Source organism: Njordella aestuarii, assembly GCF_056494165.1.
In genome coordinates this window covers 524,323-548,950 of record NZ_CM151397.1, presented here as the reverse complement: position 1 = coordinate 548,950, position 24,628 = coordinate 524,323, and the positions used below count along the sequence as shown (strand labels likewise).

The following is a 24,628-nucleotide window of genomic DNA, read 5'->3' as shown; positions in this document are numbered from 1 at the left end:
AACTGTTCTCTCCATTTCGCCTTGCAGCCGTAAAAACTTGTTTCAAACGGTGACTTGTCTACTCGAATCTGTGACTTTTACTTCTAAAAAGCGGTTCCTAGTCTGTTCCGGTGATGTGTTGGAATAGCGTTTGACAGATCGTAAGTGGCTGCCAATACTAATAAAAGGTCATCACCGAGTGCTTGTGACGAGTTGGTCCCGGCGATGCTTTGGCTTTGCAAGCTGAAGTAGTCGTTACGGCTTAAGCCGCTTTCGTCGTACATGCCCAGGATCATCAGTTTCCACGAGTCACTATCTTACGGATAACCTAATTATGTTCGGAATTGGTCAAACAGAGCTAATCATTTTAGCCCTAGTGTTGGTATTGCTTTTCGGTTCCGCCAAACTTCCATCGCTAATGCGAAACCTTGGCCGTAGTGCCAACGAGTTCAAGAAGGGGATGCGCGAGGAAAGTAACGATCCCGCCGAGAGGATCGAAAGCCAAAAAGAAGACACTGTAAACACCTAGTTTTCATGTCTTTTTGAGGTTTTTCGACCATGATGGGCTTAGGTTACAGTGAGATGATGCTGTTTGGCGTCATTGCGCTTATTCTCTTTGGCGCTCGGCTTCCCGAAGTAGCACGGAATCTCGGCTCGAGCTATCGTGAGCTGCGTAAGCATCTGAACGATTTTCAGCGAGAGTTTCAAGCGATCGACAAGTACGAACCGCCTGCCAAACCGACTTATGAAAAAGATGAGCCGGAAACGCCTGCGGCGAACAAGCCACCTCGGTTCGTTCCACCGCCCGCCGATTCAGACGACATGGCGATGTAAAGGCGTTTGTCCTATTGTTCGGGGTTTCGCCTTGCGTAGGCGGCGTGGCTCTCTCAAAAACCGCAAACTGAAGCCGCCGCCTGAAGTCGCCGCCTGAAGGCGGTACTACGAACAAGGCGGTACTACAAACACAGCGGCACTGTGAACCTGGACTTGTAGCCGCGGACAACCGCCCCAAGTAAAATGTGCTGCGGTGAGTGAAGGAAAGCAGCAAACTGGGTGTGTCTTTTGGGATCGCCAGTCCGCGCTTCGATCTGACAAGCAGCAGACCTTCGCCACCCACTCTTGCGTTCCTCCTGGTTAAGCTCTTGAAAGGCTACAAACATGGGCATTGATTTTGATCGGCGTTTATTCCTGAAGGCCACCGCGTTATCGACTGCGGCCTTAGCTGTGAAGAGCACAGCGATTGCTCAGGAGGACAAGCCAGCCGAAAAGTTGTACGACATATCGATTGCACAATGGTCGTTGAACAAAAACTTCTTTGGCTTTCTAGGGAATAACCGCGCCGGAGACGTCGAGAAGTTAGATCCGCAAGATTTTGCCATTATCGCGAAAGAGAAGTTTGGCATCAGCGCAGTTGAATACGTCAATCAGTTTTATTTTGAAGCCGTCAAGCAATCGGAATACCTCAAAACCCTTAAAAAGAAGGCCGAAGACGCGGGCGTGCGCAACGTGTTAATCATGTGCGATCGCGAAGGAAATCTAGGAGATCCTGATACGAAGAAACGGATCACTGCAGTGCGAAATCATATCAAATGGTTGGAGTGGGCCGCAGAGCTTGGATGTCATTCGATTCGTGTGAATGCAGCTTCGACAGGCACCTATGAAGAGCAGTTGAAGCTTGCTGCTGACGGCCTTCACCGCTTGGCAGAAATCGGTGACACGTACGATTTGAACGTGATTGTCGAGAATCACGGTGGCTATTCAAGCCACGGCCGCTGGCTGACGACAGTCATGGAAATGGTCGATCATCCTCGCTGCGGAACGCTGCCCGATTTCGGAAACTTCTTTATCTCGCGCGGCCGTAACGGAGTGGGGACGCAGGAGTATGATCGCTACCTGGGCACGTCTGAACTAATGCCTTATGCGAAAGGAGTGAGTGCGAAGACGTATGCCTTTGACGAGGATGGCAATGAAACCGCGACTGATTTTGAGCGTATCATGAAGATCGTCGTTGACGCCGGTTATCGTGGATATGTGGGCGTCGAATTCGAAGGGGCCGGGGACGCATTCGAAGGAATAAAGGCGACTAAGTCCTTGTTGGAGAAGGTTCGCGAAAAGCTGTCGGCGTAGTACTGCGACGACTTTTGAACGATTGAACCAAAAGCTTCCGTGGACGAACAGTGAAGTGTTACCAATCCAGTCCATGGAAGCAAAGTTGGCTATTTCCCGCAGCTTGACCGAATTTTCGTAAAGTTCTAGATAATTGGAACGAGTTTCCCATCTGCGCAGTTGCTGTCGATGCTGCTCGGTTGGACGCGAAGCGGTTGAAAACCTTGCCTTTTGCCGCGCGGAGGAATATCAAAAACGGAGAGCGGGAAAAAAGGACGTAGAGATGGCTTAGCCAAATCGATACGATAGGTAACTGCTAGCAAGAACGTTCAGCATTTTCTGCTCGCCCAAACTTACCACCCGACTGCCCGCCTGCCTTTAGCATTGCAGCTTTAAAAAAGAGTACTTCACATGAATTTTCGATTTTGGAAACACCGTTGCTTGGCCATCCAGCAAAATCTGCGTGCAGCCCGACCGATAGCATCGTTTGCTGTGTTATCGGTGGCAACTATGGTCGCGAGTGCAGGAGCCCATGCCATAGCTCAAGAGTCTGGTGTGCAAGAGGCTGATGCACCGGTTGCAGAGACCGCTAAGGAAGAAACGGTCAAGTCGAGCGATAAGAATGCAGGGCAAAGCGATCTTGACGCGGCGATTGATGCGAAGTTAGACGCAGACAATCTCGAGGCCTTAGACAAAGTAATGGATCTGGCCCAGAAAGCGATCGATAAAGGCTTGGATGAAGGCAACCAGGCCTTTGCGAAACAATTGATCGGGGCGGCAGCGTTTGATAAAGCCAAACGAATGGTCGAAGAAGCGGCGGCTTCACGTTTGGGTGCGCGAGGATTTTCGCGTCTTCAGAACGAGGTCACGGCCATGCTGAAACTAGCCACTGAAAATGACCCTAAACTCGCCGATGCGCATATTTTGCTGGCGAGGATGCATGCTACCAATAAAGATGCCACAGCAGCACGAGAGAGCCTCACGAAAGCGCTCGAAACGCTAGAAGATGACCGTATCAAAGCCTCTGAAGTTTATCTGCTCCGTGCGCTCGTCACGGAAGGGCCTGAAGAACAAGCGGCTGACCTCGAGAAAGCGACAACTCTGAACCCGCAGAATCAAGCTGCATGGCAAGCGAGGTTGCAACTTGCCGTTATCGATGACGACAAGGATAAAGCGCACGAGATCATCAAAGGTTTTCTTGGGACCGGTTCCGACAACATGGTCGCAATCCAAGGCGCCATTGAAGCTCTCTTGCTAATCGATAAGACAGATGATGCAATTTCGTACCTCGACGAAAAGATCGAAACCACTACCGATAAGTTCGAACTTTATCGTTTGCGTGCTCAATCGAGACTTGGTTTGCTCCGCGAATTTTTATTCAAGCCGAACAGCGACGAAGCCAAAGCAGAACGCGAAGAGATTTCGAAGCAGATTCTAGATGACGCCAGTCGCGCGATTGAGCTAAACCCGCAAGATGTGCCGAGCTACTTGTTGCGTGCACAAACGTACTTGATCTTAGATCCACCCAACCTGGACGAAGCAAACAAAGATGTTGACGAAGCTTTGGCACTGCAGCCCGGCAGCATCATGGGATTGAAATTGCGTTCTGATATCTCCGCCCAGCTGAAACAATATGCTGAAGCGATTGCTGATATGGAGTTGCTCGTACGTGACCAGCCAACGAATCCTGGACTACTATTGCAGCTGGCACAACTGTACCAGGCTGACGATCGTCCTAGCCTTGCGATTAAAGCGGCAGAGCAAGTGATTAAGCTTGATGCAGAAATCTGGCAGGCTTATCGCATTCGCGGCGATGCCTACTTGAGCGTTGGACAACAGAAGGATGCGGTCGACGACTACGAGGCGGCCTTGAAGATCATCAAAGATGATGAGGAGAAGTCAGGCTTGCTTAACAATCTGGCCTGGGTGCTGGCAACTAGTCCTCAAGATGAGATCCGCAACGGCAAGCGATCGCTGGAACTGGCTCTCGAAGCTTGCGAGATCACCGATTATAAGGAGTCGCATATCCTTAGCACGTTAGGCGCGGCCTATGCCGAATCGGGTGATTTTGAGAAAGCGCGTGAGTGGTCGAAAAAAGCAGTCGAGAAGGGACGCGAAGACGAAGTCGAACAGCTTGATCAGTTGGAAGCAGAACTGAAAAGTTACGAGGAAAACAAGCCATGGCGCGAGCTGCAAGAGACTGAAGAAGTCGAGAAACCGATCGTTCAGATCGAAGAAGGCATTGATGCCTAGCTTGCGGTAGCGGCTGCCGCTGGTCCCTGGCTGGATCAGCGGCATGTGAAGCGAACGCTGTGTTCGAAAATACGCCAGGACAGGGCAGTCTGCGACGATTCCGCCAACTATCTTAGCCAGCAGGCGAGACAATCGCGTCAAATAGGGCTGGCTTGTTTGGCATGGACTATGATTCATGCCTGTCTTCGATTAATTTGATTGGCTGACGTAGGTTCGGCGCGCAACGATTTGCGTTTTGAACCTGTCGGAAAAATTGCTCGTATGTGACGGGTCCCAGGCGGTCAGTAAGCTCGTGAGTCGCTTCTACATGCCTATCATCAGAATCGATCATCGGGAGTTTATTAATGTCGGTAGGAATTACTACTGAACCGGTAAGTTTAGGCAAGGCAGATGCACCGGTCGAATCTGATATCATCATCGAAACACGCGGCCTGAGTAAAATTTACCGCGATTTTTGGGGTCGCAAGAAAGTTCACGCGTTAAAGAACCTCGATATCGAAGTCAAACGCGGCGAAATCTTCGGACTTCTGGGCCCAAACGGCAGTGGTAAGTCAACAACGATCAAGCTGGTCCTGGGCCTCCTTTTCCCAACGACGGGTCGTGCATTCGTTTTCGGTAAGGAAGCGACAGAAGTCTCCAAAAACGAGCGAATTGGCTATCTGCCTGAAGAATCCTACCTTTACAAGTTCCTGAATGCTGAGGAAACGCTCGACTTCTACGGCCGATTGTTTGATATGCCACCTGCTGTCCGCCGTGAACGGACAGAGAAATTGATTCAGTTGGTCGGACTTCAACGTGCTCGCCGGCGTCAGTTGAAAGAGTATTCCAAAGGGATGACGCGACGCATCGGTTTGGCCCAGTCCTTGATTAACGAGCCTGACTTGCTTGTCTTGGACGAACCGACGACGGGGCTCGACCCCATCGGCTCGCGGGAAATGAAAGACTTAATTTTGCGTCTTCGGGATGCGGGCAAGACGATCTTGATGTGTTCGCACCAACTGGCGGATGTGCAAGATGTTTGCGACCGTATTGCTATTTTGCACCAAGGCGAGCTTAAGGAATTGGGACGAGTCGATAGCTTGTTGAAGGTGCAGGATGTAACTGAGTTTCATGCTCGAGGGCTTACGGACGTTGCCAAGAAGGAAATCGCCGAATTGATAGCTCATCACAAGGGCGAAATGACGTCGATGGGTAACCCAACGACGACGATGGAAGAGTTGTTTTTGGATATTGTTCGGGAAAGCGAGAATCGAACTGCCCCCCGAGAAAAGTAGTTGTTTTTGCTTGTTAGAATCCTTTCCTGTCCGTAAAGCACATCTTCTCATCCACCCATGCGACTTGAACCAGATCAATTTTGGACTTTCCGCGAATGGCTTTTCACCCATCGCGGCCTATTAGACGGCTTCTTGCTGGGCATAGTCCTAGTCGTCCTAGGATTTGTGCTCAGCTATTTGGTCTCGATGGTTCGGTATGGGCCGGGCGAAGGCTTCTACGTTGTCTCTAAGAACATTCGAGATCTGTTTCGAACCGATCTCCCCAAGACTAGTGCTCGTCGCATTGGCGCGATTGCAAAGCTGGCGTTTATGGAAGCCGTACGACGCAAGGTGCTCGCCGTCGTAGCGATTTTTATTGTCGGGCTTATGTTTGCGGGCTGGTATTTGGATCCCGACGCAGAAAATCCCGCGCGGCTTTATATCTCCTTTGTTCTCACATCGACTAACTATCTCGTGCTGCTACTGGGACTTTATCTCAGCACGTTCAGCTTGCCGGCCGACATTAAGAACAAGACGATTTACACGATTACCACCAAGCCAGTACGGGCAACAGAGATTGTCTTGGGGCGAATCGTCGGCTTTGCAATGATCGGAACCACGATCTTGCTTGCGCTAGGTCTCTTGAGCTACATCTTCGTCGTGCGAGGTTTGTCACATTCTCACGAAGTAGAGACGCTTGCAACGGATGATTTGGCTGGCGAGACAACATTGTCATCAAGACATCGTCATAGCTATACAGTCGACGCAGACGGCTTTGGAGAAACAGACCTACAAAAAGGTCACTACCACGAAGTGCGCCCAAGCGCGGACAGCAATGGTGGATTTGAAGTCGGACCAGCCGTTGGCTCGCTAACAGCTCGTGTACCAGTTTATGGAACGCTCAGTTTTACGGATCGCGACGGCAGGCGTGGTGCCAAGGACGTCGGGCTTAATGTCGGTTACATCTCCGAGTATCAGCGATATGTCGCCGGTTCGACGCTGATGAGCGCAATTTGGACCTTCAACAACATCAATCCAGAGCGTTTCGGAGACGATCTGCGGATTGAAATGACTCTTTCGGCGTTCCGCACGCAGAAGGGTGACATCGTGACGCCCGTGGGCGGGATCATGATCCTACGAAGCGCCGATGGCACTGTTGAAAGTGAACGGCGTTACTTTCGCGTCAAGGAGTTTGAACTTGACCGACATGTCATCCCGCGCGAGTTGAACGGATTTGTAAACGGCGTTGCTCAAAAGATTGACCTCTATAATGACTTGGCCAAAGACGGAACACTCGAAGTAATCATTCGCTGCGACGACAGCGGACAATATTTGGGGATGGCTCAAGCCGACATGTCACTTCGCGCAGGCGACCGCAGTTTCCCGTACAACTTTTTTAAGGGCTACGTTTCGATCTGGTTGCAGATGGTCATCATCATTTCGTTTGGAGTGATGTTTAGCACCTTTTTGTCTGGCCCAGTCGCAATGGTCGCAACCCTCTCAGCACTTGTGCTTGGGTTCTTCGGAAATTCGACGGACATGTATTTCGAAAATCAGAGAAATAGTGGAGGTGGACCGATCGAATCATTCATTCGAATCGTAACACAGAAGGGAAGTATGATCGACTTGGACCTCGGAAACGAGCCTCTAGAGAAGGTCATTACGAGCGTTGACTACGGTTTGATGTACTCGGTCGAACTGCTGAAGGGTGCCGTGCCTAGCTTCAGCCAGCTCGGAACGTCCGATTTCATCGCTTACGGCGTAGACTTGTTCGACGGGCTACTTCTCCGGCATATTATGATGACGTTGGGCTATTTTGTTATGGCAACCACGGTTGGATATTTCTTCCTCAAGACTCGAGAAATCGCAGCGTGAACAACAAGCTATTTATTCGCAAAGTCTTATACATTGCGTCCATTGCGCTGCTGCTGATTCCGCTGTTTTTGCTAGGTCAGCCTTCATACAAAAAGGAAGGCACTCTTGCGGGGATAAGCGGCGGTGGCGAGCTTGCCAAAATTCGGCATCGCTATCGAATTGGTCAGGCGGATATCGGCCAGATCGATCCGGCTAGCGAAAGCATGCGACTGGCCACCCTGGGCATGCGTGGTATTGCTGCTGCCTGGTTATGGCAGAAAGCGGAGTATTACAAAGAAGAGAAGTACTTTGACCGGCTTTCCGCAACGCTCAATCAAATTTCGTTGCTGCAACCTCACTTCGTAAAAGTGTGGGAGAGCCAAGCGCATAACTTGGCCTACAACGTTTCGCACGAATTTGACGACTATCGTCAACGTTATGCCTGGGTCAAAAAAGGCATCGACTATCTCGTTCGTGGTACGCAATACAACGAACGCGAGCCGATCTTGCAATGGCATCTCGGTAAGTACATGACGATGAAACTGGGGCGGTCCGACGAACAAAAGCAATTCCGTGAGCTGTATCGCAACGACGATGACTTCCACGAAAAACTGATTGCCGATGGGTTAACAGACCTCAAGAGCGAAGCGTTGGGAGCAGATCGCAAGCCCGACAACTGGCTCAGTGGCCGCCTTTGGTACCTGAAAGCGTACGACCTCGTCGACTCGGGCGCATTGCTGAACAAGAACGAGGTGCACTTTTATGCTGAAGCACCTTGGGCGCAGATGTACTATAGCGAAGCAATCGAAAAAGAAGGGATTCTCGACGACCGTGCACGCTTTGCATGGAGCCGAGCCAATGAGAGTTGGAGAGAGTTTGGAAATCGTGACATTCTAACGACTTGGGGTGACCGCGTTCAGTTACGATCTCTTGGTAGATTAAATCAAGTCTATCGCGATTTGACGGACAAATTCTCAGCACTTACTGCGAACATCAACGATGAAATCCTGAAATCCAGTCGCGATCAAATGTCTGCCCCGGAACTTTTTGTTTTGGATGCTGACGAAAGCACCTTGGACGAAGACCAGTTGAATTTCAAGCACGCCACAATCGACAAATACCTGTCAAACCGCTACGAAATCGCAAAACAATTGCCGCTCGAAAAACGCGCCGAAGGTATTAGCTTGGCCGCGACAATCGCTTCTACCGAAGAAGCAATCAGACACACCGACTCGTACCGAAACATGTGCAACTATGCGTACTGGGACATGCGATCCGAAGCGGAGCAGTCTCCCGTTACACTTGCCGCGCGACAACAAATGTACGAAGCCGACGTGCTGATCGACCAAGCTGACTTGAATGCGGCGACTCAGCGATACGAAAAGGCTTGGCTAAATTGGAACGCTGTCTTCCGCCGCTACCCAGAGATGATGCTGGAATCGATTGCCGACGATGTGCTACAAGCTGTTCGTCGCTATATGTCGGCCACCGATACGGAGCTTGAAGAGTCGTTTGTACTCTATAATTTTATCAGCTATCGAATGGTTCGAGATTCAAATCGCGCTGACGTCGAAAACAATAAGAACTTTCAACAGATGCTGCGAGAGGCCCCAGCCTGGGAGTCGGCCATGGACGAGCCTGCGTTATTGACGAACGAACACGTTCCACAACCAAAGAATATGAAGACTGGTGGTGAGACTGAGTCGAACTCCGCGACAACCTCAGCGTCCGTGTCGGAAACAAACGCGGGGGCCGCGACGGAAGGAAGCGTCGTTCCGCCGGCAGAAATGCCTACAGAAGAAGATGTTGCTACCGGTGCAAACACAGTTGAAACGGCTTCCGAACTCGGCTCTGTTAATGAGGCATCTGAGACACCTACGCGTCGACCACCGCCGCTGACGCCGCCTATGCCTGTGGAATAAGCGATACGTTGGACAAGTCGCAGGTCGTCTCGCTAAAAGATTGCCGCGCTTAAATGACTTCTAGACTCAGCGCTGGCTGATGTCTCTCAAACGGTTTCCCGATCCGCTTTCCTGACGCTTCTATTTGAGCCGGTTAGCGTTGTTGCGGGAAATCAAAGTCAGGCTCAGCCGGAATATCATCCAACGCTCCGAGGTCATGCATCTCATCTTGAACTTCGTCGCCGTCGTGATGAAGTTCGGCTTCCGATGGGCTCATGCTCGCGTTGCGACGCGCGATCGCCTTCTTACGTTTCATATTCTCCATCACCGCGGCGGCGATGGCTGCAGCGAAACAGAGCACGATAAAGGCGATCCAAGCGTAGGTCCACATTGTCCAAATTTCCTCAACCGTAATTCTCGCACATTTTCCGATCTCCAACCCTAATTGGTGACCGACTGAAACTCAAGGCGTCTAGAAAACATTCCGTGCAAGGCGAAACTGAATATTGCAGGTCGTAGGAATTCCGCCAGTCGCCCTTGCTGTAAGGCTACCATACAACCAGCAGGACTTAAGAAAGGCGTATTTCGTCGCAATCTACGTCAATTACTGTGCGAATGTCTCAAAATGAGTTAACCTAGGTAACTAGTCCCGTTTTCCCAGAATACTGTACAGACATTAGCCTATTCCGAATTGCATGCCCTCTTACCTTGTTGTAACGCACGGGGTCGATTTAGACCGCCGTTATGTGCTCGAGCCCTCCTCTGACTTAAAAATTGGTCGTGGGCTTGGCTGCCAAGTGGCAATTACCGACCCCTTGTCTTCTCGTATCCATGCTTCGTTATCGTTCGATGCGGGCCAGTGGATTTTGACCGATGCAGGCTCCAGAAATGGCACGCTCGTAAATGGTTCCAAGGTTGATCGCGCTACGCTTAACGATGGCTGTAAGATTCGCATCGGCAACACAGAACTGCAATATAACGAGCAGGAGACGAGAAGCCCTGATGACCTGACTATAGAAACTATCAACCTCGCTCATTCGTTGTTGGATGACGACGACAAAGTCAAAACAGGTCGAGCTGCAATTGCGGCTCTTCGCGATCGCAAGAGGTTTGATGAGCTCTACGATCTCTACCAAATGACGTATCAATGCCTGATCACCGATGATACCGATGCGATGATCGAAAAGGCCCTGACCATTCTGCGAGCACGAACCAAAGCAACGATTGTCGGCTTTCTAGCTACCGACGACTTAGGCGACCTGCGGCCGTTTTATATCAGTCCGCCTGAAGGAGCTCAACGTCTTAAACTCAGCCAACGACTTACCGACTTGGTTGTCCGTCAAGCGACTGCGATTTGGACGAAGAATGAATTGCGACGCAACGAAGATGGCGCACTGAAACAGTTCTCCGACGCAATCTGTATCCCACTGCTCGAAGACAAACGTCCGTTTGGTGCCATTCACCTGTATCGTGAAACGGAGCAATTCGATACGCACCATTTTGATTTTGCAATTTCCGCTGGCAATATTGTCGGCTCTGCGATTTTGGGTAGCCGCCGTAATCATTCTTTGCGAGCCGCCAGCGTTCGACTCAAGCAGAAGCATGTTGAACATGATGAATTGATTGGCGAGAGCAAACCGATGCAGACGCTTAAAGAGCGAATCAATCGTGTCGCAAAGGCCAACGGGACGGTTCTCATTCGGGGTGAGAGCGGCGTCGGTAAAGAGCTTGTCGCAAGAGCGATTCATCGTGCTGGCACCCGCGCTTCCGCCCCCATGCTCAGCGTAAACTGTGCGGCGATTCCGTCGGAATTGATGGAAAGCCAACTGTTTGGACATATTAAAGGAGCATTCACGGGCGCAGACAAAGATCATGCCGGCTGGTTCAAGCAAGCTGACGGCGGCACACTCTTCCTCGATGAAGTTGGGGAGCTGAACCTGGGCGGCCAAGCGAAACTGCTGCGAATCCTTGAAGGCCATCCGTTCTTGCCTGTCGGCGGCACTAAAGAAGTTCGTGTGAACGTGCGTGTACTGGTGGCGACCAACCGCGACCTCCGCGATTTTGTGCGTGACAAACGTTTTCGTGAAGATTTGTTTTATCGCCTCAGTACGTTTGAGCTGAACATTCCTCCGCTTCGAGATCGCGGTCCAGATATTGAACAGCTGATCGAGTACTTCTTTGAACACTTTCGCAACGAACATGGTCGCCCGAACTTAAAAATTTCCGACATGGCAAGAAAACGACTGCTTAACTATCGATGGCCAGGCAACGTTCGACAGTTGCGAAACGTCATCGATTCGGCGGTGGTACTTGCTGTGGGGGAAGAGATCGAATCAAGCGACCTGGCGTTGCATGAGCCACTTTCCGACAGGCTTGATACGCTTCGAATCGACGACTGGGAGCGGCGTTTAATTCCTGAAGCTCTCAAGCGCACTGACGGGAAAATACCGGATGCCGCAGACCTGCTCGGCATCTCGCGAGCGACACTATACCGTAAGCTGGAGGCTTATGGACTGAGCAAAGAAGGCGAACAGCTTCACAATCATGACGAGAATGAATTCCACTGATAGCATCGTCGCGCACAATCGTCGTGGCTGGGACAATCTGGTTTCTCAAGCGCATGCCCTTACAAAACCAGTCTCCGCAGAAGAACTCGGAAACGCTCGTAAAATCATTGATCCGGTCGGCTGGGTCGAAGGCGACCTTCAAGGTCGTCACGTGTTGTGCTTAGCTGCCGGAGGTGGTCGCTTCTCGGCTTTGTTTGCTGCACTCAATGCAATCGTAACGGTCGTCGATATCAGCCCGGCCATGCTAGAAACCGACCGTGCTATGGCGGAACGGCATAACTTCAAGGTGCGCATACTACAAACGGATATGGGAAATCTGTCCGCATGCCTTGATGCCGAATTCGACCTGATCATGCAACCCGTCAGTACAACCTATGTGAGCGAGCCTAGATATGCATTTGCAGAAGCTGCTCGAGTTCTTAAACCAAATGGGGTCTACATCTCGTTCCACAAACAGCCGATAAACTTACAAGCATCTCTGAATGCTTGCGGTCGCGGTTATTTGATTGAACACCCCAGCAACTGCGTAGTGCACAATCCGCCGCAACTGAAAACACGCTTTCGCGAAGCGGGTACCATCGAACACGCCCACAGTTTACAAACCATTATTGGTGGCATTTGCCGTGCAGGTTTTGTAATCGAAGATTTTGTGGAACCCCAGTACGGCGATGAAAGAGCAGCTCTTGGCAGCTTCGAGCACCGATGCAGCCACATTCCGCCATATATCGCAGTCAAGGCAAGAAAAGTCTGCGCCGCAGAACCTTGTCCACAACCGGTAAAGACACGACTAATTCTCAAGTAATTAACCGTGTTAAGAAAGTGCAGGTAATGCTGCAAAAACTATTTCGCGGATTTGGCGATCATCCAAACTTTAACAAGCTCGGGTAACGAACGAACTTGCAGCTTGCTCATCGCTCGAGCTCGTCTGGCTTCAATCGTCCTAACCGCAACGCCCAGAATCCTTGCCATCGCTTTGTTCATCTGGCCATCTACGACCAAATCGACAACAGCTCGCTCGGAATCAGTCAACGTCTGCTCAAGCTCCAAAATCCTTCGAACTTCAGGACTGTCAGGATCAACACCTGCCGACGCATTCTGGCGGTCAATCATAGCCAAACCGACAATACCAACCGGATTTCCGTTTTGACCGACCATGACGTTCCACATCTTGAGCGGAACCATCACGCCTCTACCATCATTGACAACACAACGGCAATTTGCCATTTGGCCAATTTGCATGCGTCGCCAACAACCTTCGCGCAACCTTTCGTTCTGTAGATCGTCCGCGAGAAAGTCCTCTATTCGACGACCCACCATGTCCGCTGATTCAAGTGACAGCATCCGCGCTGTCGAACCGCTTACGAACTGAATAACCCCTTCTGTGTTCTGTGTGAAAAAGAAGAAGTCATTGCTCAAGTGCTGCGCAAAAAGTGGCAGGAACGCTTCCGGGCGATTTAATAACGAGCCGGCTTGTTGTGAGGTCGACGCCTCACGCGAGTTTTCTTCAAACATTAGAACCTCTGTACAGTGCATGTGGCAACGTGGTTGCCAGTACGCGTAGACCAGAGTTGCCCGAACAGTGGCGATCGATCGACACTCGGACACCCGTAACAGCTACGAGACAACTTTTAGAAAGAGACAACTACTCGCAAATCGATGGAAGCAAAAATCTCTACAACACTACGTAAACCGCACGCTCACGTATGTGGTTAACCATTGTTCGCATTATTTGCGTTTTTCGCAACCTCATTTACGAAAAAACGTCAACTTTTGAAAGATTTCCATGCTTCGTCAGAGAGGTTGCAAGTCACTATTTCGACGTCACCCTGCTTTTTTGCTGGTAAAATCGCCAAAAACCCAGTTTCAGGAAATTGGTGGCAATACTCGATGGCCGCGTCGAGTCCCAGGACAAATAGTCCGGTCGCGAGCGCATCAGCCCGCGCTGCGCTAGGGTTAAGCACAGTGATTGACAACATCCCCCCCACCGGAAACCCGCTGCGGGGATCTATAATGTGACCATATCGCACACCGTTGAAATAGAAGTATTGATTCGCGGGGCCGCTCGTGCCCAATCCCGTGTTCTCAAGTCGCAATTCTCCGATAATGCGCTGGGCCTGTTCGGGGTGGCGAACCGCGATGCGCCAGCCAACTTGACTATCCACATCAAGTCGATGGCCAACGGCCAGGATGCTGCTGTGACCTCCATGCAGCAAGAAACTGTCGACGTCATGGTTCTTTAGACATGCGGCCATTTTGTCGAGCGCAAATCCTTTGCCGATGCCGCCACTGTTGATCTTTACATCGCTCCGTGTTTTTTGGATCGTCTTGGCAACTTCATCGATCACCATTTCGTTGGCTGCGATGCTTTCAACCGCAGATCGGAGTCGGTCGGTTGAAGGAACATGCCCCTCGCGCCTTGAAAAGCCCCAGAGTTCCGTGAGTTCTGCTGCGCACAGATCAAACGCCCCCTTCGTTTCCTCTTTGATCGCTAGCCCAAGCTGAATCATTTGTAAGGTAGCCGCAGAGACGGCGACGGGGCTGTTCGCCGTGGCATTGTTGATCCGACTAAATTCGCTGGTCGGTATATAAACGCTCAATAGCAACTCGAGATGTTCGGCAATATCGAGGGCTTCCATCGCCACATCGGGCCCGTCCGCAGGAATTCCGGCATTCAGTAGCACTTCAAAGCGGCACGCCATCAGCCAACGTCCGATTTCAACTTGATTCGTCACCAATCGCGGCCGAGGCATTCGAGTAACTCGTGATATGAGATAAGCTGTGTCAAACAGAACTGTGTTAAACTGTAGATGCGGCGGCAAGCTAGGCATGAGTTTGAGTGTAACGCATTCACCTACATTTACCGTCAGCCTATACTAGCTCAACTAACTTTTGGAGGACACGTTGGCGCGTCGATTTTTTCGTTCTTTGCGAGTGCGATTGTTAGCTCCTTTGTTGGCCGTATCTTTTATTGCCGCCATTCTCGTGGCTGGTGCATCCTATTTTCTTGGTGCACGATGGGCCATGCAAGAAGTCGAGCAGCGATTTGAAGCAATTCGTCAAACGCTCGAAACTACCGCCTTCCCTCTCAGTGAAAATGTTCTTACTTCACTGGCCGGCCTAACGCAGACCAACTTAGTGACGCTCGACAGCAACGGCTTATTGCTTACCACTACCCACAAAGGAAACTGGGGAAGGAATCTTCGTTTGCAAGATTTGACAAGCAAGACTGAAAATCCAGACTCGTACGCAACCAATATAGTTGAACTAGATCGTCGTCGTTTCGTCGTCTATTCATTTCAACGTAGCAACGTGAGCAGACCGCTAGACAATGTTTCGTCGGTGCTGGTTTTGTTCGATCAGACGTCGATCGATGCGACGCAACGACGCGCGGCGTTGTTGCCCCTGGCGACTGGTATATCGACGCTCGTTCTCTTGACGTCGCTGTCACTATGCATGACATCCCGGATAACTCGTCGGCTTTCTCAGCTACAATTGCGTGTTCTACGCGTTTCGCAAGGTGACTTTGAATCGAAAGTGACCGACCATTCCGATGACGAGATAGGACAGCTTGGTAACGAAGTCGACGCAATGGCTGGACAACTGAAACGCCTCTGGACGGCGGTGAATCAGCAGCAGAGCGAAAAGCTACTTCATCAAATTGCCAGCGGTATGGCTCACCAATTGCGAAATAGCCTTACGGGGGCGAGACTCGCGATTGAATTGCATGCCAGGCAATTGCAGGGCGATGAGACCGAAGGCCTTCGAATTGCAATCCAACAGATTGAAGCGGCCGAGGATTATGTGCAGCGTCTAATCCGGGTCGGCACGGGGCAACAGGAGAGAGACCGCCCCGCGAACACGCTAACATGCTTGCAGGATATTCGGTCAAGTCTCATTGCGATCGCGACTCATCGGCACGTCAATATACAGTGGTCGCTAGCACCTGAACTTGATGGCTACGAAGTAAAAGATGGCCCCACTTTGTCGGCCGCAATCACGAATCTTGTGATAAACGCAATTGACTTGGCGGAACAAGTTCGGGTTCAAGCTGTTTTAAAGTTGCCGAACATTCTGTCTGTAGTAATATTTGATGACGGGCCGGGCGTCCCAGAATCAATCGCGCAAAATCTATTTGAGCCCTTTGTGACTTCCAAACCTGAAGGGCTGGGACTAGGCCTGCCACTGGTGCGTCGTGCTGCGGAACATTTAGAGGGCAGTGTGGAGTGGAAGCGAACGGGCAAGGAAACGTGCTTTCTTTTTTATGCCAAACTTTCGCCCATCGCCTAGACTATTTCCAATGAACACACAAACGAGTAACCTTTCCAAAGCAACCCCTAGCCTCGCGCTAGTAGTCGACGATGAGCCAGCAATATGCTGGGCATTTGAACGTCTCTTGACCGAAGAAGGGCATCGCGTCGTTACCGCATCAACCGCCGAAGAAGGCTTGAGGATCGCTGCTCAACAACATCCCTCGATGGTCTTTCTCGATGTTAGGCTCCCGCGAGCTGACGGTATCTCGATGCTGCCTAAATTTTTGGAAGCGACGGGAAACGCACCGATCATCGTTATGACGGCCTTTGGCGATCTTGAAACCGCTGTTCGAGCCGTCCGTAGTGGCGCGAGTGATTATCTGGTTAAGCCATTTAAGCTTGAGGATGCCATTCGCGTGTGCAGAAACGCTGTACGGGCGTCCGCTTCCCAGCCAACCCCGATGGCGATTTCGCTGGTATCTGGCCAAGACGAAATGTTGATTGGTCGTTCTCCCGCGATGCAGCAAGCATTCCGCCAGATCGCCTTGGTGGCTGATAGCGATATCTCCGTACTGATAACAGGCGAAACGGGCTCCGGCAAAGAACTTGTTGCCGCTGCGATCCATCGCCACTCTCGCCGCAGCACAGCTCCCTATCTCCAGCTTGCGCCTGTGACGCTGAACCCCTCGTTAGTTGAAAGCGAGTTGTTTGGACACGTAAAGGGAGCCTTCACAGGCGCATCCGAAGATCGCTCGGGTTTGTTCGAAAGTGCCACTGGAGGTACTATCTTACTGGACGAGATCGGCGATTTGCCTCTTGAGATTCAAGTCAAACTGCTGCGTGTTCTTGAGAAAGGCCAGTTCAGCCGCGTGGGAGAAGTTCAGCTGCGTACCAGTAACGTGCGCGTCATTGCGGCCACAAATTGCGATCTTTCCAAAGCTGTTGAGCAAGGGAAATTTCGAGAGGACCTTTACTATCGCCTGAACGGAATCCATATACATCTACCGCCACTTCGCGAACGCATCGAAGACATCCCGCTCTTGTGTACGCATTTTCTGACACGCATCGGCTATCCTGCTGCCGCATCAGCTATTGATGAAACACTGATGGACGCGCTACTCGCGCGAAAGTGGTATGGCAATATCCGAGAGCTCAAAAACGCCATTCAAAGCGCCGCGGTGACCGCTCGCGGTCGATCACTTGTAATCGGAGATTTCCCGGAGGCTCAGCCCGGAAAAAGCGAACTGGGTAAGACCTTACAAGTTGAACTCGATAAAGCTGTAGCAAGCTGGACCCGCGAACAACTTGATAGCTTGACCAGTGACAAGGGAAATTTGTACGAGGATTTCTTGAAGGCAGTCGAGCCTGTCTTGTTTCGACTATTGATGCAACATACTGGCGACAACAAAGCAAAAACCGCAGATCTGCTTGGCATGCACCGGAGCACTCTCCGCGAAAGGCTCCGCGGCTATGAGGGCTAGATTTTAAGCGTTCAGATTTGAATCTGCGCTACGAAGCAGATGCAATCATGTTCGGAACCGTTCCGTTCTCACGCGGCTCGCCTTGCTCGCTTATGCAACCAGAGCTTGAGCAGTAGCAGCACCAACGGCAAGCTATGAAACGCCAAGTCAAAAATATCGATTGGACGGGTCAATGTCCCTCGGTAAAGCATCTTGAGCTTTTCCCACAGATGAGGTTCTGGAGCAAACGGAGCGAGTCCCAGCAGAAGTGCCAGCAAGACTACAACCGTAAACGGAATTTGCCGAATCCATTCTGCCACAGCGGTCAGCATTTGCGTTGCCTGGATACAAAGGGTGGTCGTTGAATCTCTGTTGGTTTAGAGCAATCAAAAGCGGCTTATGCAAAGAAGCTTCACTTTCGTTACTATTTGCGGTTACGCGATGGCCGCATGTTCTGGCGGGAGGTATTTTTATTTCGACAAGTCATACTGCTTGAACTGCAACTTTTGGTCGGCAATCGCTACAATTTAGTTTATCAGGTTTTAGCTACCGCTTTCCCTATTGGAAATTTGTAGCGATGCTAACTTGATTCCCCGCCTTCACGATCCTCTTTTCGTTACTGGTCCACGTGGCTTCAACACAACCGCTGTCCGATTCCAAGGACTTAAAAGAATTAGAGCAAGCACTTCGGAATCGCATTCAAGGAGATGTTTTCTCGACGCCAGTCAAACGAGGCGTATACGCCACAGATGCTTCACTTTTTCAAGTTATGCCGCGTTGCGTCGTGGTTCCGCAGACCGAAGACGATGTACTTGCCGTTGTGGAACTTGCAGACAAGTACCAAGTTCCAATCACACCGCGGGGTGGCGGAACTTCGCTTTCCGGTCAAACCTACGGGCCAGGAATTGTGCTTGATGTCTCGAAACATCTCAACAAAATCCTAGAAATTAACGCCGAAGAAGGCTGGGCTCGCGTCCAGTCCGGTGTTGTACGGGATCAGTTAAATGCGGCGGCGGCCAAGCTCGGTATGCATTTTGCGCCTGACCCAGCGACTGGCTCGCGTGCAACAATTGGCGGAATGATCGGCAACAATACTTGCGGCACACGCAGTATCGTTTACGGCAAGACTATCGATCACGTGCTGGAGACCCGAGTCGTGCTAGCCGATTCCTCGATCTGTTCTTTCCAGAACCGCGAGCCTGAATTCTGGCGAACGTTGCATCATAAGTCGCCCCCCCTGCTAAAAGAAGCCGGACTTTTATCGGGGCTAGATGCAATCATTCAAGCCAATCACGACGAGATTTTAAGTCGGTACCCCAAAGTGATGCGACGTGTGTCGGGCTATAACTTAGATGAGTTTGTTGACGGTGCTGGCTATGGGGGTTCAATCGGCCCGCGACGATCGCAGAATCAAGGCCATCGTCCTTGGAACCTATCGAACCTTATGGTCGGTTCCGAAGGCACACTTGGCGTCTTGCTCGATGCAAAAGTTCGCTTGACGGCGCTGCCGAAATCGACAGCGGTGTGCGTCGTTCATTTCAACGACCTGCTGGGCGCCCTTGAGAGCGTGGATGCGATCCTTGAACACAAACCGACGACAATAGAACTGTTGGACGCTACGGTTATGGAAGAGGCGAAAGTGAATCCGGCGACGGCCAAGATGGCTCACTTTATCCAGGGGAGTCCTCAAGCGGTTCAAATTGTTGAATTTTTCGGTGAAACTGTCGACGAAGCCAGACAAATTGCGGACCAATTTGCTTGGCAATGTTCGACTGACGGCATTGGTTACGCTTGGCCAGTTTTCTCAGATAAAGCCTCGATCCGCGACGTATGGGAAACGCGCAAACTTGGGTTAGGTTTGATCTCAAACGTGAAAGGCGCTAACAAGGGCCGCGACTTTATCGAAGATGCTTGCGTTCCTACTCGCCACCTCGCTGAATATATTTCGAAAATACAGACCTTATGCCGAAGCGAAGGAATCGACCGAGTCAGCCTCTATGCGCATGCATCTGTTGGAGTGGTCCACGTCGTTCCAGCACTCGACTTGCACGACATGCAACAGGCAGAGAAAATGACGCGAATCGCTAATCAAGCCTTCCTCTGGGTAATGGAGTATGGCGGGTCTTGGTCGGGTGAACATGGCGATGGCCAACTCCGTGGACAGTTCTTGCCTGCAGTGTTTGGAGACCAGCTATATCAAGCTTTCCGCGATGTTAAAAAGCTTTTTGACCCCAACGGATTAATGAACCCGGGAAAAGTTATCGACACGGCAACGCTGACAGACAATCTTCGATATCAAACACCCGGATATCAATTAAAATCGGCTCAGGCGCAATCAAAAGCGTTGTACAAGTATGCCGACCAAGGCGGCTTGCAATTAGCCATCGAACAGTGCAATGGGGTGGGCGAATGCCGAAAAATTGGCTCTGGCACTATGTGCCCTTCCTATATGGCGACGCGAGACGAACACCATTCAACTCGCGGCCGTGCGAATGCATTGCGACTGGCTATGTCGGGACAGTTGGGTTCGGATCCAGTTGAAGCCCTCGCCTCTGATGATGTCAACGACTGTATGTCACTGTGTTTGGCCTGCAAAGCCTGTAAAAGCGAATGCCCCAACGCTGTCGATATGGCTAAATTGAAGAGTGAAGTTTTACAGATGCGAAACGATCGTCATGGCATTTCGCTTGGAACAAAGATACTCGGGCGCATGCCGGATGCTGCTAAACGTTTTGCTGGAAAAGCGGCGGCCGCAATCGGTCTTGCTGCGCTCGTTCCGGGCGGTCGACGGATTCTTCAACGGCTTACCGGTATTGATCGTCGTCGTCCACTTCCTCCGTTTGCATCGCAAACACTTGAGCAGACTTTGAAATTCCAACCGGTTGCAATTGGCCAGCGTGATCGTGGCAAAGTTGTACTGTTCGATGATACTTATGCAAATTTTTTCGAACCGAAGGTGGGCATAGCAGCAATTAAATTACTTGAAGGTTGTGGCTTTGAAGTCATCTTAGCAAAATCTGGATGCTGCCAACGACCAAGGCTGTCTAAAGGCTTGGTGCGAGAAGCGAAGGACCGAGGAACTCAAACGTTAAAGAATCTGGATGTATTTGCGCGTCAGGGCATACCGATTTTGTGCTTAGAACCTTCGTGTGCTTCGGCGCTTCGAGATGACCTTCCGGACCTAATGGACGATCAAGAAATGGCTCAACGCGTTGCAAGCCAAGTACAAATGATCGATACATTTTTGGCTTCCCAAGACATCCAGCTTGAGAGCAATTGCGCGGAAATCGTCCTGCACGGTCACTGCCATCAAAAGGCGATGTTTGGTACCGGATCGATACATCAGCTGTTTGCAACAATGCAAAAGACCAATTGCGTAGAGATCGATTCTGGCTGCTGCGGCATGGCAGGTTCATTTGGTTATGAACATTATGATTTGTCCCGTACGATCGGCGAGCAACGGCTATTTCCAGCGGTACGCAAAGCGGTCGCAGAAAACAAAACGATCGTAGCCTGCGGAATCTCTTGTCGACACCAACTCAAAGACTTTTGCGAAGTGGAAGCAAAGCACTGGGTCGAAGTCGTTAAAGCAAAAAATCAGCAGACTTCCTAGTTGTATACTGTTCCATTCCTACGTGCGATTTCGACAATCCAACACTATTCTCCAGCATCAAGAAACAAACAATGAACAAATATTACTGTCTGTGCGGGCTCAGCCTAATGTTGCTGGTGCACAAAGAATCCGACGCGCAACATCCGATAAAATTCGACATCCATTTCCTAACAATTGATAGCAGCGAAGGTTGCGACATTGCAGATTTTGACAATGACGGGAAACTGGATATCGTTGCCGGTCGAAATTGGTATCGAAACGACGACTGGCTACCGCGACCAGTCCGACTGCTTGAGGATCGTGATGGCTACGTTCGCTCTAATGGCGAGTGGGCTCATGACGTAAATAATGACGGGCTAATCGATGTAATATCGATGGACTTCGTCGAAGGCGAGATCTACTGGTATGAAAACCCTGGCACGGCCATCCTCAAGCTGGGTACTCTCTGGCCAAAGCACTTGCTAAAAGACACTGGCTATACAACCAACGAAGCAAGCTACTTGGTTGATCTCGATGGCGACAGCATGCCCGAGTGGATTACCAACCAATGGAATAAAACAAATCCAGCTATCATCTGGAAGTTCGGCAAAACAACAGATAATGTCAGCAATAATGTTACCCTCCAAGGTCACCGAATAGGCGATATTACGGGCCATGGAATCGGGTTCGGAGACGTTAACAACGATGGACGCAAGGATGTGTTGGTGGGCACCGGTTGGTACGAGCAACCCGAAACAGATGCCTTTCAAAAGCTGTGGAATTATCACCCCGATTGGGACATGCAAGCAGCTTGCCCCATGATTGTTCACGACGTTGACGGCGACGGGATCAACGACGTCATCACCAGTAAAGCCCACGATTTCGGCATTTATTTGTGGCGTGGTCTGGGATACGACAGTACCGGAAAGTTACAGTTTCAGGAGAGCGAAATCGACAGCAGCTATTCCCAGGCGCACTGCCTGCACATGGCGGATCTGAATGGTGACGGCCAACTTGAATTGATTACGGGCAAGCGAGTGCGTGCCCACAATGGCGGCGACCCCGGCGCGTCGGAGCCCCCGATCATTCGTTATTACGTGTGGAATGCGGAGTCTCGGACCTACGAGGGCCACACGATTGACAAAGGCCTGGTTGGAATTGGACTGCAGATCCGAACGGCCGACGTCGACGGTGATGGTGATATAGATATCGTAGTAGCAGGGAAAGAAGGCACCCAGTTACTCATCAACCGTCTGAAATGAAATTGGAGTCGTCAACTAGATAAGATGATCGCCAGCGTATGATGTCCTGCCCTTTGCCGACTGTTGTTTGTCGACTGTCCGGCTTAGCAGTTTTTCCATCTTCTCCGCTGCATCATCGAGCGCTACCATCAACTCGGCTCCAGTGCCTGTAACGCTTACTGGTTGCATGCCAGCCAGTCGGGCTTCCATGACGCAACGCTTATCATCATCGCCAGCCTTTTGGCTGCTGTTCTCATCAGAAAGATGAATTTCGACTCTGGTAATCCTATCAGCAAATCGCCGTAGAGTATCTTGAACAACGGATTCGCAATGACTACTTAAATCGCTGCTACCCTCGGTGTGATTGTCCGTGTTAACTTGAATTTGCATCATAAAGTTCGCTTGGTTGTAAGTGTAAGCTAAGTACAGCGCGATTACTCCGCCGCGTCATGGTGACTCTACGCCGGTCCCCCGTAAGCTGTTCGGATATTTTGACGAATTCCCGGACCTGTCTTTCGGAAAGCGATGCTGAACTATGAGCGGTCAAGCGACTAGTTCAACCAACATGCTCGTTCAATAAATTTGGGAATTCGACGCCCTTCCAGAAAGCAGTCAAAACAAATCGGCTTACCAGTCCGCTCGTGCTCTTCTAGTTCGCTCTCACCGCACGCGTGGCATACTTGGCCTAGTAAAAACGGAGTCATCTCGCAAATGTGCTTTATGGCCTCAAGCAGGATTCGACGCCGTCGCTCTATGATAATAGACGAGGGATCGAGCCAACTTACTAGAAACCGTTTCTCTGTTGCCGAGAACTCATAGAAGACTTGGTTCTCGGCCATACGTTCGAGAAGAGTGTGGGGATGACTCAGCATTTGTTTCAGACCCCATGGGGTCAAAGGTAAGGACTCGTGCATTAACTCCGTGGCAATCGGCAGCAGTGAAGCAGCCTGACCACACCAGCGATCAGTAAGTCGCCGCACCGATTCGGAGATCGGGGAAGAATTTCTACCGCTTGAGACTGCAACTAAAAGACCAAAGCGAAAAAAGGCTTCGTCAGGCACTTTAGCGGCCAAATGAACGGATTTCTATTAGGAATATCCTTAGGTTCCGCGGCTCCAGGCGGCGGGCCTGGCGGACTTTTGAACAAAGCGCAAGGTTGTTCAGAAACAGCGACGGATTTTTGAGCACTATTGTCTGGGCCGCCCGCCGTAAGCGCCCAAGAGCTGCGAAGGTGAAACTCCGTACACGCGTTTGAATGCTCGGGAAAACTGAAACGGATCTGCAAAACCAAGCTTTGCGGCAACCTGCTTCACCAACAGTCGCTCATCGATCAGCAGTTCTGCAGCGTAGTTCAGTTTTTGGCGCAAGAGATATTGGTAAGCCCCAGTATGCCCAAAGCGTTGAAAAAGTCGTGAAGCGTAAATGGGTGTAACGTGGCATTTCGCAGCAACTTCTTCAATGCTATGCACAGAAACAAAGTCGTCGTCAATGCATTTCTTTATCGCAGCATAAGTATCAAATGCACGAGAGAAGGGGCGAGCATCCTTAATCGAACGCTGCTCAATTTTGAGCAAGATTAACCGCAGAAGTGTTTCACAAAGCTTCTTCGCTGCAGGACTGTCTTCTCGCGCTTCACGGAACAACAACTCAAAAAGGTCAACCAATTCATGCAACGCAGCGATGTGTACCGGCCTCCACTGGTCCAACCCTGTGTTTTTGAGCAAGCCTGCCGCTTCCTTGCCGACGAAATCGAGGTAATACTTTCGCATCAAACTATTCGCACGGTTCTCAATAGTGTGCTTGATGCCAGGTCCGTAAGCGAACACAACACCAGGGGCAAGCTGGTATCGCTGACCATTCAACTCCAGCGTCCCCTCGCCTTCAGACACGAATTCAATTGCAAGGTAAGGAAAATCAGTGCGTGCGATAGAATAATCCGGCCGCATTCGTTCGACGCCGCCGCATACAACCGCCAAAGGCGTCTTGGCAGGAGGCGATAAATCCAGGTAAAAGCGCCTCGCCTCTCTCACTTGCCGTGAAACAAACGGAGGATCGCCCTGCACCTTACTTCGTTCTGTTCTCATTAGCTTCTAGGTTAAGAATAGCTATGCAAAGGTCAAGTCGTGCCATTGGCGAACGGGTGGAGTTCCGACACAATTAAAGATTAAATTC

19 protein-coding genes are annotated in these 24,628 nt (G+C 50.8%); 13 read left to right on the top strand and 6 right to left on the bottom strand.

Annotated features, from left to right (window positions below; all coding sequences use genetic code 11):
- The first annotated feature begins 313 nt into the window (after nt 1-313).
- The 7 genes from tatA (at nt 314) to SH451x_RS02135 (ending at nt 9,367) form a co-directional block, all read left to right on the top strand.
- Entirely contained in the window at nt 314-508 is a 195-nt protein-coding gene (tatA, locus tag SH451x_RS02165; RefSeq protein WP_479360689.1) for a twin-arginine translocase TatA/TatE family subunit, read from the top strand.
- Nucleotides 509-537: 29 nt separating this feature from the next.
- A complete protein-coding gene (locus SH451x_RS02160; protein WP_479360687.1) occupies nt 538-813 on the top strand; it encodes a Sec-independent protein translocase subunit TatA/TatB in 276 nt (91 codons plus the stop codon).
- A gap of 324 nt (nt 814-1,137) precedes the next feature.
- Entirely contained in the window at nt 1,138-2,106 is a 969-nt protein-coding gene (locus SH451x_RS02155; protein ID WP_479360685.1) for a sugar phosphate isomerase/epimerase family protein, read from the top strand.
- Between the two features lie 390 nt (nt 2,107-2,496).
- Nucleotides 2,497-4,338, top strand: coding sequence for a tetratricopeptide repeat protein (locus tag SH451x_RS02150; RefSeq protein WP_479360684.1), 1,842 nt, complete (start codon nt 2,497-2,499; stop codon nt 4,336-4,338).
- Between the two features lie 356 nt (nt 4,339-4,694).
- Entirely contained in the window at nt 4,695-5,612 is a 918-nt protein-coding gene (locus tag SH451x_RS02145) for an ABC transporter ATP-binding protein (protein ID WP_479362938.1), read from the top strand.
- 57 nt (nt 5,613-5,669) lie between these two features.
- Nucleotides 5,670-7,466 carry an ABC transporter permease gene (locus SH451x_RS02140; RefSeq protein WP_479360683.1) on the top strand — a complete coding sequence of 599 codons (1,797 nt, stop codon included), beginning with the start codon at nt 5,670-5,672 and terminating at the stop codon, nt 7,464-7,466.
- Entirely contained in the window at nt 7,463-9,367 is a 1,905-nt protein-coding gene (locus SH451x_RS02135) for a hypothetical protein (protein ID WP_479360681.1), read from the top strand. Before SH451x_RS02140 ends, SH451x_RS02135 begins: the two co-directional genes overlap by 4 nt.
- A gap of 133 nt (nt 9,368-9,500) precedes the next feature.
- On the opposite strand, the gene SH451x_RS02130 is transcribed toward SH451x_RS02135, so the two are convergent.
- The gene (locus tag SH451x_RS02130; protein WP_479360679.1) at nt 9,501-9,737 is read right to left on the bottom strand and encodes a hypothetical protein; all 237 of its coding nucleotides are present in this window, start codon (nt 9,735-9,737) and stop codon (nt 9,501-9,503) included.
- A gap of 304 nt (nt 9,738-10,041) precedes the next feature.
- On the opposite strand from SH451x_RS02130, the gene SH451x_RS02125 reads away from it, so the two are divergent.
- A complete protein-coding gene (locus SH451x_RS02125; RefSeq protein WP_479360677.1) occupies nt 10,042-11,913 on the top strand; it encodes a sigma 54-interacting transcriptional regulator in 1,872 nt (623 codons plus the stop codon).
- On the top strand, nt 11,900-12,715 hold the full coding sequence (locus SH451x_RS02120) for a class I SAM-dependent methyltransferase (RefSeq protein WP_479360675.1): 816 nt from the start codon (nt 11,900-11,902) through the stop codon (nt 12,713-12,715). The genes SH451x_RS02125 and SH451x_RS02120 overlap by 14 nt, the downstream gene beginning before the upstream one ends.
- 38 nt (nt 12,716-12,753) lie before the next feature.
- Here the strand turns inward: SH451x_RS02120 and SH451x_RS02115 are convergent, their stop codons facing one another.
- Complete coding sequence (locus SH451x_RS02115) at nt 12,754-13,425, bottom strand: LuxR C-terminal-related transcriptional regulator (RefSeq protein WP_479360673.1); 672 nt, start codon at nt 13,423-13,425, stop codon at nt 12,754-12,756.
- Between the two features lie 251 nt (nt 13,426-13,676).
- Nucleotides 13,677-14,663 carry an FAD:protein FMN transferase gene (locus SH451x_RS02110; RefSeq protein WP_479360671.1) on the bottom strand — a complete coding sequence of 329 codons (987 nt, stop codon included), beginning with the start codon at nt 14,661-14,663 and terminating at the stop codon, nt 13,677-13,679.
- Between the two features lie 151 nt (nt 14,664-14,814).
- On the opposite strand from SH451x_RS02110, the gene SH451x_RS02105 reads away from it, so the two are divergent.
- On the top strand, nt 14,815-16,200 hold the full coding sequence (locus SH451x_RS02105; RefSeq protein WP_479360670.1) for an ATP-binding protein: 1,386 nt from the start codon (nt 14,815-14,817) through the stop codon (nt 16,198-16,200).
- A 10-nt stretch (nt 16,201-16,210) separates the two neighbouring features.
- Nucleotides 16,211-17,644: a sigma-54-dependent transcriptional regulator gene (locus SH451x_RS02100; RefSeq protein WP_479360669.1), complete on the top strand. Its 1,434-nt coding sequence runs from the start codon at nt 16,211-16,213 to the stop codon at nt 17,642-17,644.
- Nucleotides 17,645-17,712: 68 nt separating this feature from the next.
- On the opposite strand, the gene SH451x_RS02095 is transcribed toward SH451x_RS02100, so the two are convergent.
- Nucleotides 17,713-17,955, bottom strand: a complete 243-nt coding sequence (locus SH451x_RS02095) for a hypothetical protein (RefSeq protein ID WP_479360668.1) — start codon at nt 17,953-17,955, stop codon at nt 17,713-17,715.
- 296 nt (nt 17,956-18,251) lie between these two features.
- On the opposite strand from SH451x_RS02095, the gene SH451x_RS02090 reads away from it, so the two are divergent.
- On the top strand, nt 18,252-21,236 hold the full coding sequence (locus SH451x_RS02090) for an FAD-binding and (Fe-S)-binding domain-containing protein (protein WP_479360667.1): 2,985 nt from the start codon (nt 18,252-18,254) through the stop codon (nt 21,234-21,236).
- A 71-nt stretch (nt 21,237-21,307) separates the two neighbouring features.
- Nucleotides 21,308-22,477, top strand: coding sequence for an FG-GAP repeat domain-containing protein (locus SH451x_RS02085; RefSeq protein WP_479360666.1), 1,170 nt, complete (start codon nt 21,308-21,310; stop codon nt 22,475-22,477).
- 15 nt (nt 22,478-22,492) lie between these two features.
- On the opposite strand, the gene SH451x_RS02080 is transcribed toward SH451x_RS02085, so the two are convergent.
- On the bottom strand, nt 22,493-22,846 hold the full coding sequence (locus tag SH451x_RS02080; protein ID WP_479360665.1) for an HPF/RaiA family ribosome-associated protein: 354 nt from the start codon (nt 22,844-22,846) through the stop codon (nt 22,493-22,495).
- Between the two features lie 797 nt (nt 22,847-23,643).
- Nucleotides 23,644-24,540 (bottom strand): AraC family transcriptional regulator, encoded by an 897-nt coding sequence (locus tag SH451x_RS02075; RefSeq protein ID WP_479360664.1) that lies wholly within the window; start codon nt 24,538-24,540, stop codon nt 23,644-23,646.
- Between the last annotated feature and the right edge of the window lie 88 nt (nt 24,541-24,628).

Coding starts and splice junctions, on each gene's coding strand:
- tatA (WP_479360689.1), top strand. CDS start 314: ATGTTCGGAATTGGTCAAACAGAGCTAATCATTTTAGCCCTAGTGTTG.
- SH451x_RS02160 (WP_479360687.1), top strand. CDS start 538: ATGATGGGCTTAGGTTACAGTGAGATGATGCTGTTTGGCGTCATTGCG.
- SH451x_RS02155 (WP_479360685.1), top strand. CDS start 1,138: ATGGGCATTGATTTTGATCGGCGTTTATTCCTGAAGGCCACCGCGTTA.
- SH451x_RS02150 (WP_479360684.1), top strand. CDS start 2,497: ATGAATTTTCGATTTTGGAAACACCGTTGCTTGGCCATCCAGCAAAAT.
- SH451x_RS02140 (WP_479360683.1), top strand. CDS start 5,670: ATGCGACTTGAACCAGATCAATTTTGGACTTTCCGCGAATGGCTTTTC.
- SH451x_RS02130 (WP_479360679.1), bottom strand. CDS start 9,737: ATGTGGACCTACGCTTGGATCGCCTTTATCGTGCTCTGTTTCGCTGCA.
- SH451x_RS02125 (WP_479360677.1), top strand. CDS start 10,042: ATGCCCTCTTACCTTGTTGTAACGCACGGGGTCGATTTAGACCGCCGT.
- SH451x_RS02120 (WP_479360675.1), top strand. CDS start 11,900: ATGAATTCCACTGATAGCATCGTCGCGCACAATCGTCGTGGCTGGGAC.
- SH451x_RS02115 (WP_479360673.1), bottom strand. CDS start 13,425: ATGTTTGAAGAAAACTCGCGTGAGGCGTCGACCTCACAACAAGCCGGC.
- SH451x_RS02110 (WP_479360671.1), bottom strand. CDS start 14,663: ATGCCTCGGCCGCGATTGGTGACGAATCAAGTTGAAATCGGACGTTGG.
- SH451x_RS02100 (WP_479360669.1), top strand. CDS start 16,211: ATGAACACACAAACGAGTAACCTTTCCAAAGCAACCCCTAGCCTCGCG.
- SH451x_RS02095 (WP_479360668.1), bottom strand. CDS start 17,955: ATGCTGACCGCTGTGGCAGAATGGATTCGGCAAATTCCGTTTACGGTT.
- SH451x_RS02085 (WP_479360666.1), top strand. CDS start 21,308: ATGAACAAATATTACTGTCTGTGCGGGCTCAGCCTAATGTTGCTGGTG.
- SH451x_RS02080 (WP_479360665.1), bottom strand. CDS start 22,846: ATGCAAATTCAAGTTAACACGGACAATCACACCGAGGGTAGCAGCGAT.
- SH451x_RS02075 (WP_479360664.1), bottom strand. CDS start 24,540: ATGAGAACAGAACGAAGTAAGGTGCAGGGCGATCCTCCGTTTGTTTCA.